Consider the following 14,192-nt stretch of genomic DNA (forward strand, 5'->3'; position numbering starts at 1 on the left):
GGCAGCTCTGACTGCATGGCGCCGGCGCGCTTGCCCGCTGATCGGATAGCGCCTATAACGGGTAAATGGACTCCCCCAGCACAGACAGCGTTTCGCCCCGACACCCCCTGGCAGTCTTGCGTTTCCTTGGCTTGGTACTCTTGGGCAGTGTCGTCGGCGGAGTGGCGGCTCTTGTAGCCGTTGGCTTCGTCAATGCGGTGGTATGGCTCAACGACCTGCTGTTGATCTCCCCCCGAGGCCAGATGATGGCTGCAGACACCTCTCTGGTGATACTGGCTACCCTGCTGGTGCCAACCCTTGGGGGGCTGCTCGTTGGTCAACTGCACCGCGGCCTGCCTGGGGGCCGCCCCCATACCCCTGCCGACGCCATCGCAGCCGTCCAGACCCGCCGAGGTCGCCTACCCGCCCAGGCTGGTGCTCTCTCAGCGTTAAGCGGTTTGGTGTCGTTAGGCGCAGGCGCCTCGGTGGGTCAGTACGGCCCCCTGGTACATCTCGGCGCGACTCTCGGCTCCCTAATCACACGCTTGCTGCGCCTGGGGCGCTCAGAGGACAATATCACTATCGCTTGCGGGGTAGCGGCAGCCATCGCTGCGGCCTTTAATGCACCACTGGCGGGCATTGTCTTCGCCCACGAAGTCGTGCTACGCCACTATGCCCTGCGCGCCTTCGCGCCAGTGGCTTCCGCCGCCATCGTCGGCTATGTGCTGGCCACTCAGTTGCTTGCTCAGGGGACGCTGTTCCATATCACTGAGCCTGGCGTGCCTCAACCTTGGGAATTCGCCCTTTTCCTAGCCTTGGGTGGCCTAGGCGCCTTGGTGGCTGGAGGCTATATGCATGCCATTCTTGCCATGGGCCAGCTGGCCAAGCGGCTACCGCTGCCCACCAGCCTTCATCCCGCACTAGCCGGGGCTTTGCTCGGCCTAACGGCTCTTTGGGTACCCGATATTCTCGGCATGGGCCAAGAAACCCTGCGCTTCGCCACCTTGCCCGGGGCCTATAGCGGCGGCGAGCTGCTGATGGTACTGCTACTAAAGCTGGCCGCGACCGCTTTGTGCCTGGGGCTGGGCTTCGCTGGTGGTGTCTTCAGCCCAGCGCTGGTGATCGGCACCCTCTTCGGTGCCCTAGCGGGCACCCTGGTAGCGGAGCTGAGGGGCGGCCAGGAGACGTTTATCTTCTATGCGGTGTGCGGCATGGTCGCGGTCACCGCACCGGTTCTCGGCGCGCCTCTTACCACCCTGCTGATCGTCTTCGAACTTACCGGCAGTTATGCGTTGACCACCGCCGCCCTGGCCAGCGTCACGCTAGCCAATCCTCTGGCCGCCCAACTGTTCGGCCGCTCGCTATTCGATATTCAATTAGCCCGCCGTGGTTTGGATCTCTCCGCTGGCCGCAGCCGCGCCGTGCTCCAGGAGGCGCGGTTGACCGAGTTGATTAGTCATGATGCCGTCACCCTGGCCCCCGCGACCCCACTGAAAGCGGCCATCTCGCGCCTTAGTCAAGCGGGCCATGGCGAAGCTTATCTGGTGGACGACCGAGGGCGCTACCAAGGCTGCGTGACTCTGGCAGGCCTTGAGACCCTCCGCGAAGGCAGCGAGGCTACAACCCTGGCCGACTGTCCCGAAACGCCCCGCCCAGTGCTCGATCCGCACGCCTCGCTTTGGGAGGCAATGCAGCAGCTACAAAAGGTCACCGGCGAGGCCATCGCCGTCGTGGATGACGAACGGCGCTTCTTGGGGGTGGCCTATGAGTCGAGCATTGCTCGAGCCTTCTTGCATCACAGCGACGCCCTACGACGGGAGGAACACGGTGCTGGCTAGACGATTGATCCCAGGACTTCTGGCCGGGCTGCTCGTCCTGGCAACCCCCATCAGGGCGGGAGTGCCCGACGCTGCCGACTCTCTGACGGTATTGAGCTGGGGCGGTGCCTACGAGCACGCCCAGCGCCTTGCCCTCTTCACACCCTTCACCGAGGGCCATGATATACCGGTGGCAGTGGACAGCTATAACGGCGGCCTGACGGAACTGCGCCAGGCCGTGGCGGAGAACGATGTCCCCTGGGACGTACTCGATATGACCCGCAGCGAGGCCATGGCAGCCTGCGAAGAGGGCCTACTGGAGCCACTCCCCCCCGAGCTAGCCGCCCCAGCGCCGGACGGCACTCCGGCATCCCAAGATTTCCTTCCTGGCGCCCTGGGTCGCTGTTTTATCAGCCATTCGATCTTTGCCACCGTCGTGGCCTATCGCCGTGATGCTTTCCCCGGGGAGCGCCCCACTCGCATCGCCGATCTCTTCGATCAACAGCGTTTCCCTGGCCCCCGGGCCTTACAGCGCACCCCCGCGGCTAATCTGGAGTGGGCGCTACTCGCCTACCGGGTTCCCCGGGAAGAACTCTACCGTCTGCTCAGTACCCGCCGCGGCCTGGACTTGGCCTTCGCCCGGCTGCAAAGCATCGACAATATCCACTGGTGGGAGGCCGGTGAAACCCCGGTGCGCCTGCTGGAGGAGGGCCAGGTGGTCATGGCTTCCGGCTACAATGGCCGCTTCTTCGCCGCCATGGTGGAGCGCGACCTGCCCATCGAGATCCTCTGGGACGGCCAGCTCCAGGAACATGAGACCTGGGCGATCCCCCGCGGTGCCCCGAACCCCGAGGCGGCCCAAACATTTATCCGCTTCGCCACCACCAGCGAGCGCCAAGTGGAGTTGGCCCGGCATATCCCCTATGGCCCAACGCGACGCTCTGCTGCTATGCAGGTTACCACCCACCGCGACAGTGGCCTGGACATGCGCCTGCATATTCCCACCCACCCCATCAACGCCCAGGGTGCGGTGACCAAGGACGAGACTTGGTATGCCCGTACCCAGGAACGCATTGAGGCCCTCTTTCGCGAGACCCTGTTTCGTGAAGCCCTGACGACACAAGAATGAATGCGCAGTGCGGTTTCAAAAAATGGGCGGTTACAGTTAACGTGGCAATGCTGATAACCGTACTACGACATTGGGAACGAGGTGATCGCACTTCCCATGGTCCAGCGCTGGCATTACTGCATATCGTTGCCAAGGAACCAAAGGCTGTACTGAGAGCATTGGGCTAACAGAAATGCTCTTTTAAATTAAATTCGATATTTTTGAATTTGAAGCTGTCGGCTACTATGTCGGTTCACTCAGACTGAGTGTTATTGCGTATTACCCAACCGTTTAACCATTGGCTGCACCATAAGCGCGGAACCAACCCTCAGCGCTTCAAGCGGCCCCGTTGGAAGATATCCAGACGAGGTATAAAAACCAACTGCAGCTTCGTTGCTTGTTGTTACTGCGAGCTTTATACACTCACACCCTTTATTTACAGCCCAGGTACTAATTTCATATAGAAGAGACTTGGCGATCCCCTTCCCTCGCAGCGCAGGTGAAACCCACATTTGGTAGATATGCGCCATTTTCGTATCGGGCTCATGTATTACCCCCCAGGCTAGGCCAACCGCTTGGCCCTCCAACTCAGCAATTAAGGGCAGAGCGTCCAGGCCTCGCCATTTCAGATCCAAGCGTGTCTGCCATTCAGTGTCTGAGAGCGTTACTTCCTGCTCGTAAGTTGAGCCAAAAGAGTCAGGCGCATCCTCAAGAGAGTTCAACCGCGCCAACTTATAAAGCTGCCAATCTTGCGGGGTTAATACTCTGCTCTTTACGTCACTCATGATCGAGATCTTCCTGCATGATGAGGGGCCCCTGAGGTGCTAAAGATCCTGTGCGTAACGCGCAAGCATCTCTTCCTGTAACTCTGGCGAGCTGCTACGACCTGTTGGCACTTGAATCATCTGCCCCACCATCGGAAAGATACATTTTCATGAGCGGTATATATATCGAAGATAATTAACTTATTAGTTATGACTCATAATATCTATGCAGCGCTAGCGCATGACATATTGGTCCCCTTACCACTCACTTTAACCACATTTTCTTACGAAACGTGTAAGGTTGGTACAAGAACGGCCACTAAGTGGCATCGCTGATTCAGCAACGACACGGACTGCTCTATGCCGACACCAACCGAAGCGCGTTTACAGGCGCTGGCAAGCGAATTAAAGCGGGCCGGGATTGCATACCATGAGCTTACGCCAATGGCGGATACCGGGCTGGCCCATGATCATGTGTGGATCCATCGCAGCGTGGGCGATGACTGGGTGGCGCGACTGCCGAAGCAGAGTCAGATGAATCTGCCGCCTAGCGAGAACCTTGCCTATCAGACTGCCTGCTACCAGCGCTCTAGCCCTGGAGGACACACGCCAACGCTTTACGACACTCTGCCGCCGAGCGAGGCACTGCCCCGGGGTGGGCTACTGGTTGAGGCTATCCGTGGCCGCTTGGCCAAGTTGCCGGAAGACCTGCCTGCCATCGCGGATGCTCTAGCCAGCTTGCATAGCCAACCGCTGCCCAGTGTCGCAGAGCAGGCACCACTGCTTGCCCCCGAAGACCCATGGCAAGCGATGATAGATGAAGTGCGTCAGCAGGCTAACTGGTTGAGCGACGCGCAACTTTCGAGCAAGGTCACCCAGCGCATTAAGCAGGAGCTGGACTTACTGCCACCTCACTTAAGCGATGCCGCGCCGACACTGATTAGCTTTGACACCCACCCTGGCAACTTCTTAATCCACGACGATGGCCGCGCGGTGTTGGTGGATTTAGAGAAGTGCCGCTACGGCCTGCCGGGTATCGACCTCGCCCACACCAGCCTCTACACCTCGACCACCTGGGACGTAAGCAGCCAAGCGGTGCTATCGCTAAGTGACGTGATTAGCTTTTATCGCCGCTGGCAAGCCAACATGGATAAGTCGCCCGATACAAACACCCTGGTTGCCTGCCGCCGCGCTACCTGGCTCTGGTCGTTGACCTGGTGTGCCAAGTGGCGCGCCCAGCACTTGAATGCCAAGGATGCCCAGCAACGCGGCGAAGACTGGTCCGCGGAACTCACCGACCCGGCAGTAATCGATCACGTACGTGACCGCGTTGAACACTACCTCTCGCTGCCGACGATTGATCACGTTCATAGCGAGCTTCAGTGCTTGCAAGCCACCCTATAACGTTTTTCTCCTACTGATATGAGGTGTGCGATGCCGAATAAACGCAACTCCCTGGGTGCTACGATTGCCGTGGCGATGCTGGCTTTCTCTTTACCGGTCATGGCAAACCCTGATCCCAGCGATTGGCAAAGTGTTGTAGCGGAAGCCGAAGGCCAAACCGTTTACTGGAATGCCTGGGGCGGTGATACGCGCACCAATCGCTACATCGATTGGGTGGCGGAGCAAATGCAGGCACAGTACGGCGTCGATGTGGAACACGTAAAGCTGGACGATACCGGCAGCGCGGTAGCTCGGGTACTGGCAGAAAAGCAGGCGGGCAACCACACCGAGGGCAGTATCGACCTGATTTGGATCAACGGCGAGAACTTCGCTGCGATGCGCGAAAGCGACCTGCTGTTTGGCCCCTTCGCTGAGTCGCTGCCCCATTTTGCGCTCACCAATGCCGCCGATAACCCTGAGGTGGTGACCGACTTCACGTTACCTACAGAAGGCTATGAATCGCCCTGGGGTAAGGCGCAGATCACCTTTTTTTACGATAGCGCTCAAACCGAGACTCCACCCCAGAATATGCAGGCACTACTCGCCTGGGCCAACGCCAATCCCGGCCAGTTCAGCTATCCGCGTATTCCCGACTTCACCGGCAGCACCTTTTTAAAGCAAGCGCTGATCGAACTCACCGATCAGGAGGAGGCACTTTACCAGCCGGTTTCAGAAAGCGATTTTGAAGCCGTCACAGAACCTCTGTGGGCCTATTTAGATGCGCTGCACCCGCACCTGTGGCGTAGTGGTCGTACCTTTCCGGACTCTGGCCCCAACCTGCGCACGCTGATGAGCGACGGAGAGCTAAGTTTGGCGTTTTCGTTCTACCCCACCGATGCCGCCGTGGCAGTCATGGAGTATGAGCTGCCCGAAAGCGTGCGCAGCTACGTGCTGGAAGGCGGCACTTTGGGTAACGTTCACTTTGTGGCGATCCCCTATAACTCGCCGCATAAAGCCGGGGCCATGGTGCTCGCCAATTTCCTGCTTTCACCGGAAGCTCAGGCGCAAAAGCAGTCGCTAGCGATGTGGGGAGACCGCAGCGTGCTGGATATCGATCAGCTAGACGCTGAGACCCAAACGCTTTTTGAGCAAGGGGATCGCCATCCTTCCGAGCTACCGGCGGACGCGTTGTCCAACACCCTACCCGAACCACACCCTAGTTGGATGACCGCCCTGCAAAATGCCTGGCTTGAGCGTTACGGCGTTAACTAACGATGCTGCGACTGGCCCCAGCACTCATCATTGCCCTGCTAGTACTCCCCGTTGGGGCGGGTCTTATGATGGTGCTGCTGCCTGCGTTTGGCTACTTGCCAGCACTAGGCGGCTATGGCGCTAGTTTAGCCCCCTGGCAAATGCTGTTCGCCCAGCCGGGGCTAGGCCGTTCGGTGGTGGTTAGCTTTGCCAGCGGGTTAGTCAGCACAGCCGTAGCGCTGGTGATTGTGGCGCTGTTTTTAGCCGCCAGTCGAGGCACTTGGCTAGATCGCGGCATACGACGGTTGGTATCACCGCTGCTCGCCATCCCCCACGCTGCTATCGCCTTTGGATTTGCCTTTTTGATTGCCCCTTCGGGTTTGGTGGCACGGCTGATATCGCCGTCGCTAACGGGCTGGGAGAGCCCCCCAGACGCGCTGATCATCAACGATCCCTGGGGGTTCTCCCTGATGGCGGGGCTGGTGCTAAAAGAGGTACCGTTTTTGCTACTGATGAGCCTGGCGGCACTGCCGCAGTTAGCACCGGAGAAACGCTTACTGCTGGCGAGGTCGCTAGGCTATTCCCCCACCATTGGCTGGTTAAAAACGGTGCTTCCCTCACTCTACCCACTGATTCGCCTGCCGGTTTATGCAGTGATCGCCTATGCCACTTCGGTCGTCGATATGGCGTTGATTCTTGGCCCGAAGCTGCCCCCCACGCTGAGCGTGTCTATCTTGAGCTGGTTCAACGACCCGGATATCAGCCATCGTTTTATGGCCTCGGCGGCGGCGGTACTGCAACTGGGCGTCACTGTCGCTGCACTGCTGTGCTGGTGGTTGCTAGAACAACTGATCCGCATATTGACGCGACGCTGGCTGATCAATGGCAGCCGCCAGCGCGGCGAAATCATCCTGCGCATAGTTGGCCGCTCGGCATTACTGTTTTCGAGTATCACAGCGCTGGCGGCCTTGGTTGGGTTGGGGCTATTTTCACTGGCCGGTTTTTGGCGCTTTCCAGAAGTGTTGCCGCAGATGCTAACGCTGGATCACTGGCAACGCAGCGGCTCTATGCTGGTCACGCCACTCGTCAATACGGCATTGATTGGACTTGTTTCTACCGCCTTGGCCACGGTGCTAGTGCTAGCAACGCTGGAAAATGAACACCGTCAGCACATTCAACCCAAGCGCGCGTTATGGTTACTCTATTTGCCCCTACTGGTGCCGCAAATTGCGTTTCTATTTGGGCTAATCGTAGCCGCTGAAAGCCTGGGCATTCGCCCTCAACTTGGTCTGGTTATCGCTGGTCACCTGCTGTTTGTACTGCCTTATGTATACCTCTCCTTGGCCGAAACCTATCGCCAATTGGATCCACGCTGGTTAAAGGTAGCGCGTTCACTGGGGGTGTCACGCAGCTCCGCTTTTTGGCGGGTTCGCCTGCCGCTGTTGCTCGCGCCGCTGTTAACAGCGTTTGCCGTAGGCTTGGCAGTGAGTATTGGCCAATACTTACCCACCCAGTTACTCGGTGCGGGCCGCGTGACCACCGTGACGACAGAGGCAGTCGCGCTTGCCTCTGGCAGTAATCGACGTTTAATCGGCGTCTGGGCATTAGTGCAGGCGGGCCTGCCGTTGATTGGCTTTATGCTTGCGCTAGGGCTGCCCCGTTTATTGGGTACCCACCGCCGTGATTTAGCTACTTAAGAGGGACAATGTGACAGCTTCTTTTTGCGCGCCGCTACGCCTTGAGCAAATTAGCATCGCCCTGGCAGGCCGTGAGTTACTGGCAGTGGATGCCACGATTAGCTCCGGTGAAGTACTCACGGTAATGGGGCCTTCGGGGTCGGGAAAATCCACCTTATTGGCGTATATTGCAGGCTTTCTTGATCGCGAATTCACCGCCAGCGGCGGCGTATGGCTGGGCGAGCGCGATTTGCTCAGCCTTCCCGCAGAACAGCGCAACATCGGGCTTCTGTTTCAGGATCCGCTGCTATTTCCGCACTTAAGCGTGGGCGGCAACTTGCGCTTCGGACTGCCTCGCTATCTAAAAGACAAGCGCCAGCAGGTTACTCAGGCACTTGAACAGGTTGGGCTAGCAGGCTTTGAGTCCCGCGACCCCGCCACCCTTTCCGGCGGCCAGCAATCACGCGTGGCGTTGATGCGCCTGCTGCTCTCCAAGCCGCGGGCGGTGCTGCTGGACGAGCCGTTTTCCAAGCTGGATACGGCGCTGCGCCAGGAGATGCGCACACTGGTATTTAGCCAACTGCGCGAAGCAGGCCTGCCTGCGCTCCTGGTCACCCACGACCACGAGGACGCCAATGCAGCAGAAGGGCCGGTTATTGAGCTCGGCTGACCAACCACCTCGGCTGAGCATCGTGATACCGGTGCTTAACGAGGCCACGGAAATTGAGGCGTCACTGACGCCGCTGCAAGCACTGCGCGACCAGCGCATTGCGATACCCGTTGAGATCATTGTCGTGGATGGCGGGAGCAGTGATGCCAGCGCTCACATTGCCAAACCACTAGCAGATCGAGTGCTCAGTAGCCCAGCCGGACGAGCATTGCAAATGAACCTGGGCGCTCAGCATGCCACTGCGCCCGCACTGCTGTTCCTGCACGCGGATACTCACTTGCCCAAGAACGCCGTTGAGCAGATAACCCAAGCGCTTAACGGCCACGCCTGGGGGCGCTTTGATATTGAGCTTGCAGGCCGCAGCGGCTGGCTGCCCGTGGTGAGCTGGATGATGAACCAACGCTCACGGCTCACCGGCATCGCCACCGGCGACCAGGGCATGTTTATGCGCGCGAGCACTTTCAAAGCAGCCGGTGGTTTTCCCGAACAGCCACTGATGGAAGACATTGAACTGTCTAAACGACTCAAACGGGTGTCTCGGCCCGCCTGTTTGCAGGCGAAAGTGGTAAGCTCGGGCAGGCGCTGGGATGAGGTCGGCGCTTGGAAAACGATCCGCCTGATGTGGCGGCTGCGCTACCGCTACTGGCGCGGCGTTAGCGCAACCCAACTCGCCAAGGAGTATCGCGATGCCCGCTGAAACGCCCCACCTGCACCTGCTAGCCAAAGCGCCGCTGGCGGGGCAAGCTAAAACGCGCCTGTCGCCCCTACTCGGTTTGGAAGGTGCGGCCAACGCCCACGCGGAGCTGGTACGCCACTGCGTCGCAAATGCCTGCAAAGCGCTGCCTGCCGCCAATGTCACACTATGGACAGCGCTTGATCACGCCCACCCGCTGTTTATCGAGCTTCGCGAGGCATTTGGTGTGACGCTAAGCGCCCAGCCAGAGGGTGACTTAGGCGCAAGGGTTCGCCATGCCCTGAACAGTACTCCAGGGCCCGCTATGCTAATGGGCAGTGATTGCCCAAGCATCACCAGCGCGCTAATCACCACCTGCGCACAGCAGCTAGCCAGCTTTGAGGTGGTGATGTTGCCCGCCGAAGATGGCGGCTACGGCTTTGTGGGTACCCGGCAAGACTACCCTGCGTTGTTTGAAGATATCCCCTGGGGTACCCAACGCGTGCTGACCACCACGCAGCAGCGCATTGAAGCATTAGGCCTCCAGGTCGCCTACCCCGCGACTATTTGGGACGTGGATCGCCCTGAAGACTGGCAGCGCTGGAAGGAGCTAGAGAATCTCTAATTAGCCGTTTCAGTGTAAGGAAACGGGCACTCTCCTCACTCAGTGACAACCGATACTTCCCTTATTAGCGCTGGAGTTTTTATTGTGACCCGACAACGTTTGATTATTGCAGCGCTACTGATCACAGCCATTGGCGTGTTTTTCATTAGCGGTGCCCATCAATGGTTCACCCTGGAAACCATCAAAGCATACCAAAGCGACTTCCAAACGGCATTTACTCAAAATCCTTGGCAGGTAGCGGGGATCTTTTTTGCTGTTTATGTGGTGATAACGGCGCTCTCACTGCCGGGCGCCACGCTGATGACCTTACTTGGCGGTGCGCTATTTGGGCTCGGCTGGGGGCTACTGATTGTCTCCTTCGCCAGCACCATGGGGGCCACGCTGGCCTTTCTACTTTCACGGTTTCTTTTCCGTGGCCCTATCGAAAAGCGCTTTCCACGCCAGTTTGCCTCGGTGAATCGCGGCGTGGAGCGCGATGGCGCTCTTTATCTATTTACCCTGCGTTTAGTGCCGGTATTTCCGTTCTTTATGATCAACCTGGTCATGGGTCTAACGCGCATAAAAACCGTCACTTTTTACGGGGTAAGCCAGCTCGCGATGCTGCCCGGCACCGCCATCTATGTGAATGCGGGTGGGCAGTTGGGCGAGCTAGAGAGCCTGGGGGGTATTCTTTCACCGACGCTTATCGCCTCGTTTTTACTGCTGGCCATCTTCCCCTGGATAGCTCGACGCATTGTACAGCTGGTTCAGAAGCGCAAAGCTTATAAAGGTTTTACCCGGCCAGCGGGCTTTGACTACGACATTGTGGTGATCGGCGGCGGCTCAGCCGGGCTGGTTACCAGCTATATCGCCAGCGCCGTGAACGCCAAAGTGGCGTTGGTGGAAAAACACAAGATGGGCGGCGATTGCCTGAATACCGGCTGCGTTCCGTCTAAAGCGTTAATTCGTGCCGCCCGCGCCGCCCATGAGATTCGCACCGCACACCGGTTCGGAGTGACTGCCAGCGAGCCGCAGGTCGACTTTGCCAAGGTGATGGGCCATGTGCATCAGGCGATTAGCGATATCGAACCCCACGACAGTATAGAGCGCTATAACGGCTTGGGTGTTGAGGTGTACCAAGAGCACGCCAGGCTGATCTCGCCCTGGGAAGTACAGGTGGGCAATAAAACGCTGACTGCACGGCATATCGTGCTGGCCACCGGCGCACGGCTCCGGGTGCCGTCGCTAGCAGGTATTGAAAGCGCCCCCGTTTTAACTTCCGAGAACCTCTGGTCGCTCACTGAGTTGCCCAAACGCTTAGTGGTATTGGGCGGCGGCGCCATTGGCTGCGAGCTGAGCCAAAGTTTTGCCCGCCTGGGTAGCCAGGTCACCCTGGTGGAAGGCGTCTCCCAACTGCTGGGCCGTGAAGATCCAGAGGTCGGTGAGCTAGTCGAAAGCACCCTGGCGGGCGAAGGCGTGTCGGTGATGACCGATGCCAGGGCGTTGGAAGTTCTCAACGGAGAGACAGGCTATCAGCTAGTGGTGGAGCATGACGGCGACCGCAAAATACTACCGTTGGACTACCTGCTGGTGAGTGCCGGTCGCCAGGCCAATGTGGAAGGCTTAGGGCTCGAAGCGCTGGGCATCACGACCACCCAAGCGGGCCCCCTTGAACTTAACGAGCGCCTGCAAACCCGCCTACCCAATATCTGGGCCTGCGGTGATTTGGCAGGGCCTTATCAGCTTACCCACGCTGCTGCTCACCAGGCGTGGCATGCGGCCGTCAATGCGCTGTTCGGCGAGCTGAAAAGCTTTGCGGTGGATTACCGCTATATGCCCGCCGTCACCTATGTACAGCCGGAAGTGGCAAGGGTGGGATTAAACGAAAAAGAGGCTAACGCACAGAGCATTGCCTTTGAAGTTACCCGCTACGCCATGGGCGAAAGCGACCGCGCCATCGCCGAAGGCGCCACTCAAGGCTTTATCAAAGTGCTTACCGTGCCCGGCAGAGACAAGATTCTCGGTGCAACCATCGTGGCGGAAAACGCCGGTGAATGGCTGAGCGAATTTACTCTCGCCATGAAACACGGTCTGGGCCTCAACAAACTACTGGGTACCATCCACCCCTACCCCACGCTGGGCGAGGCGGCAAAGGCCACGGCCGGGGTGTGGAAAAACGCCCACAAGCCCGAACGAGTGCTGGCACTATTGAAGCACTACTTCAATTGGCGACGCGGTGACAAGTCAGCTAAAACAATTGATTCCTAGCGCACCAAGTTGAAACATAATTAGGAACAAGAAGCGCGCCTAGTCGTTTCGCCCATTAGCAGGCGGGTGTACTTTGGCGAATGTTTCAATAATTTCGCGCACTACTTTACGCTGGGCAGCGGGAAGCTCCCGGTAGAGTGCCAGCAATTGGCGCTCTTCACTGGTGGATGAAACGTCCCAACTTGCGGAAGGTTCGCTGACCGTATAAGCGGTGCTGGCGCCGTAGCGCAAGTGGTGCGGGTCGACTAACAGCCAGCGAGCCAAAACCTGGAGCTTATCCTGACTGGGGATCGAATCACCACGCAGCCAGCGCCTAACGGCCTGAAACGTGATCGGCTTTCCCCAATAGCGCAGATTAAATTCCCGCTCAAGCACTGACGGCCGCGCTTCGTAACCCGCTGCTTCCAGTGCCGCTTTTAGACGCTCGGCGAACATGATTTTTTCATTCATGCCACCAATGTGAAGCGATTGTTCAATAACAGTTGAATAACGGTTCACCTTTTGATTGAATCATTAATTCAATTTCGAGTTTTCGCTTAGCAGTATTAGGCGAGTTGCTATGCTAAGCGCTGAAATGCGGCGCTTGAGGAGTCATTCAGAATGAGTGGCACACTATCTCCATCGGTGCAAAATCTCGACGACCTGTGTCATAAGCTGGCGCTACTATGCCGCTCGGCAACCCCTCTCGAGCTTTTTGAACTGCTGACCAAAACGCTGCATGCGCTTACCCAGGGTCAACCAGTGGCACTTTATCGCCGCTTAAGCACAGGAAACCTTCGTTTGGCGTACTACTATCCGTTGGAAAGTACCCTCGCCTCTCACCACGCGTTGCTCGCTATTCATTGTTACGACGACCTAGCCGCTTCAGAGCTGCAACTGTATGAACTAAAGGGCGAGCATGAAGTGTGGGGGTATATTGGGCATCCACCTGCGGTTCACGCTGGGCCTGGCAAGTGGATCCAGCTACTCGTCGATCTTGCATCCCAACGCTTACGCTTGTTAAAAGCAGAGCGTATGGTCACTCGCCAATCAGGTTTAAAGTCTCGCCGCAGATTGCTGTCCAGAGATATTAAAAAACTGACTTCCATTGATGATATTTTGCAGCATCATGGCGCTAGCTGGTGCGATATTTTTCAGGCCGAAGGCATTGCGCTGGCTTATCAGGGCGATCTTCACTGCTTTGGCGAGTGTCCCTCGAAGCACCAGTTATTTCATCATTTACAGCTGTTGAATCAACACAATCCCCATGACGAAATCGCCGAGCTGAATGGCAGCTGCCAAGGAGGTTTAGCGGCCCCGCTAAGCGTCGCCAATGCTTCCTTGGGTTGGTTACTACTATTTCGCCAACAGCCGCTACTCCCGGCTCTGGTTGCTGATACGATGCTTCAAGACGTCTTGAGTTATTGGATGCCGCAGGAAGCCTCCATGATGATTGAGCTGGCCGACGATTTAGCCGTGGCCATAACGGCCCAGGAGGTCGTTCATCTCAACCGCCAGTTAACCAAAACCAATCAACGCCTTGAGGGCTTGGCCCACACCGACCCCTTAACAAAATGCTGGAACCGCTACTATACAGAGCTGGTGATTGAGGATTTGATCAATTCGTCAGTCAGTTTTGCCATGTTGATGTTTGATATTGATGATTTTAAAAATATTAACGATACCTATGGGCATGCAACCGGCGATGATATCTTGCGTAATATGGCTCAGTTAGTGCAGGAAACGTTGAGACATGAGGATCACTTTGGGCGTTGGGGAGGTGAAGAGTTCGTCATTATATCCAAGGGGCTTGACCAAGACGCTAGTCTAAAGCTGGCTAACCGGCTCTGCCGCAACGTGGAGCAACACATCTTCGACATCGCTGGCCAATTAACAATCAGTATCGGCCTGACCCTCGCCCAGCCCGGCGACCGGCCTCGCCAGCTATTTGAGCGGGCGGATCAAGGCATGTATCTGGCTAAATTGGCGGGTAAAAACCAAGTCTTTGTCTGTTAATCCC

Annotated in this window: 12 protein-coding genes; 10 read left to right on the forward strand and 2 right to left on the reverse strand. The window is 57.7% G+C overall.

Features of this window, described 5'->3' with window-relative positions; genetic code table 11:
• Nucleotides 1-65 precede the first annotated feature (65 nt).
• Complete coding sequence (locus AC4EYZ_RS08840; protein WP_474192934.1) at nucleotides 66-1,817, forward strand: chloride channel protein; 1,752 nt, start codon at nucleotides 66-68, stop codon at nucleotides 1,815-1,817.
• Nucleotides 1,807-2,925 carry an extracellular solute-binding protein gene (locus AC4EYZ_RS08845; RefSeq protein ID WP_223828025.1) on the forward strand — a complete coding sequence of 373 codons (1,119 nt, stop codon included), beginning with the start codon at nucleotides 1,807-1,809 and terminating at the stop codon, nucleotides 2,923-2,925. Before AC4EYZ_RS08840 ends, AC4EYZ_RS08845 begins: the two co-directional genes overlap by 11 nt.
• A gap of 248 nt (nucleotides 2,926-3,173) precedes the next feature.
• Here the strand turns inward: AC4EYZ_RS08845 and AC4EYZ_RS08850 are convergent, their stop codons facing one another.
• Entirely contained in the window at nucleotides 3,174-3,689 is a 516-nt protein-coding gene (locus tag AC4EYZ_RS08850) for a GNAT family N-acetyltransferase (protein ID WP_009288510.1), read from the reverse strand.
• Between the two features lie 339 nt (nucleotides 3,690-4,028).
• Here AC4EYZ_RS08850 and AC4EYZ_RS08855 point away from each other — a divergent pair, with 339 nt between their 5' ends.
• The 7 genes from AC4EYZ_RS08855 to AC4EYZ_RS08885 all read left to right on the forward strand — a co-directional run bounded on the left by AC4EYZ_RS08855 (nucleotide 4,029) and on the right by AC4EYZ_RS08885 (nucleotide 12,193).
• Nucleotides 4,029-5,072, forward strand: a complete 1,044-nt coding sequence (locus tag AC4EYZ_RS08855) for an aminoglycoside phosphotransferase family protein (protein WP_190374033.1) — start codon at nucleotides 4,029-4,031, stop codon at nucleotides 5,070-5,072.
• Between the two features lie 30 nt (nucleotides 5,073-5,102).
• The gene (locus tag AC4EYZ_RS08860) at nucleotides 5,103-6,323 is read left to right on the forward strand and encodes an ABC transporter substrate-binding protein (protein ID WP_190374034.1); all 1,221 of its coding nucleotides are present in this window, start codon (nucleotides 5,103-5,105) and stop codon (nucleotides 6,321-6,323) included.
• Nucleotides 6,324-6,325: 2 nt separating this feature from the next.
• Entirely contained in the window at nucleotides 6,326-7,999 is a 1,674-nt protein-coding gene (locus AC4EYZ_RS08865; protein ID WP_190374035.1) for an ABC transporter permease, read from the forward strand.
• Between the two features lie 10 nt (nucleotides 8,000-8,009).
• A complete protein-coding gene (locus AC4EYZ_RS08870; protein WP_474192633.1) occupies nucleotides 8,010-8,648 on the forward strand; it encodes an ATP-binding cassette domain-containing protein in 639 nt (212 codons plus the stop codon).
• On the forward strand, nucleotides 8,614-9,345 hold the full coding sequence (locus AC4EYZ_RS08875) for a TIGR04283 family arsenosugar biosynthesis glycosyltransferase (protein ID WP_474192634.1): 732 nt from the start codon (nucleotides 8,614-8,616) through the stop codon (nucleotides 9,343-9,345). Before AC4EYZ_RS08870 ends, AC4EYZ_RS08875 begins: the two co-directional genes overlap by 35 nt.
• Nucleotides 9,335-9,946 (forward strand): TIGR04282 family arsenosugar biosynthesis glycosyltransferase, encoded by a 612-nt coding sequence (locus AC4EYZ_RS08880; protein ID WP_027957783.1) that lies wholly within the window; start codon nucleotides 9,335-9,337, stop codon nucleotides 9,944-9,946. The genes AC4EYZ_RS08875 and AC4EYZ_RS08880 overlap by 11 nt, the downstream gene beginning before the upstream one ends.
• An 84-nt stretch (nucleotides 9,947-10,030) precedes the next feature.
• The gene (locus AC4EYZ_RS08885) at nucleotides 10,031-12,193 is read left to right on the forward strand and encodes a dihydrolipoyl dehydrogenase family protein (protein ID WP_190374037.1); all 2,163 of its coding nucleotides are present in this window, start codon (nucleotides 10,031-10,033) and stop codon (nucleotides 12,191-12,193) included.
• A 39-nt stretch (nucleotides 12,194-12,232) separates the two neighbouring features.
• Here AC4EYZ_RS08885 and AC4EYZ_RS08890 read toward each other — a convergent pair whose 3' ends face one another.
• Entirely contained in the window at nucleotides 12,233-12,628 is a 396-nt protein-coding gene (locus AC4EYZ_RS08890) for a transcriptional regulator (protein ID WP_276316028.1), read from the reverse strand.
• Between the two features lie 165 nt (nucleotides 12,629-12,793).
• Between AC4EYZ_RS08890 and AC4EYZ_RS08895 the strand changes: the two genes are divergently transcribed.
• The gene (locus AC4EYZ_RS08895) at nucleotides 12,794-14,188 is read left to right on the forward strand and encodes a GGDEF domain-containing protein (protein WP_190374038.1); all 1,395 of its coding nucleotides are present in this window, start codon (nucleotides 12,794-12,796) and stop codon (nucleotides 14,186-14,188) included.
• The last annotated feature ends 4 nt before the right edge of the window (nucleotides 14,189-14,192 follow it).

The sequence above is a fragment of the Vreelandella sp. 162(4c) genome (assembly GCF_058152265.1).

Coding starts and splice junctions, on each gene's coding strand:
- AC4EYZ_RS08875 (WP_474192634.1), top strand. CDS start 8,614: ATGCAGCAGAAGGGCCGGTTATTGAGCTCGGCTGACCAACCACCTCGG.
- AC4EYZ_RS08895 (WP_190374038.1), top strand. CDS start 12,794: ATGAGTGGCACACTATCTCCATCGGTGCAAAATCTCGACGACCTGTGT.
- AC4EYZ_RS08860 (WP_190374034.1), top strand. CDS start 5,103: ATGCCGAATAAACGCAACTCCCTGGGTGCTACGATTGCCGTGGCGATG.
- AC4EYZ_RS08850 (WP_009288510.1), bottom strand. CDS start 3,689: ATGAGTGACGTAAAGAGCAGAGTATTAACCCCGCAAGATTGGCAGCTT.
- AC4EYZ_RS08880 (WP_027957783.1), top strand. CDS start 9,335: ATGCCCGCTGAAACGCCCCACCTGCACCTGCTAGCCAAAGCGCCGCTG.
- AC4EYZ_RS08840 (WP_474192934.1), top strand. CDS start 66: ATGGACTCCCCCAGCACAGACAGCGTTTCGCCCCGACACCCCCTGGCA.
- AC4EYZ_RS08865 (WP_190374035.1), top strand. CDS start 6,326: ATGCTGCGACTGGCCCCAGCACTCATCATTGCCCTGCTAGTACTCCCC.
- AC4EYZ_RS08890 (WP_276316028.1), bottom strand. CDS start 12,628: ATGTTCGCCGAGCGTCTAAAAGCGGCACTGGAAGCAGCGGGTTACGAA.
- AC4EYZ_RS08855 (WP_190374033.1), top strand. CDS start 4,029: ATGCCGACACCAACCGAAGCGCGTTTACAGGCGCTGGCAAGCGAATTA.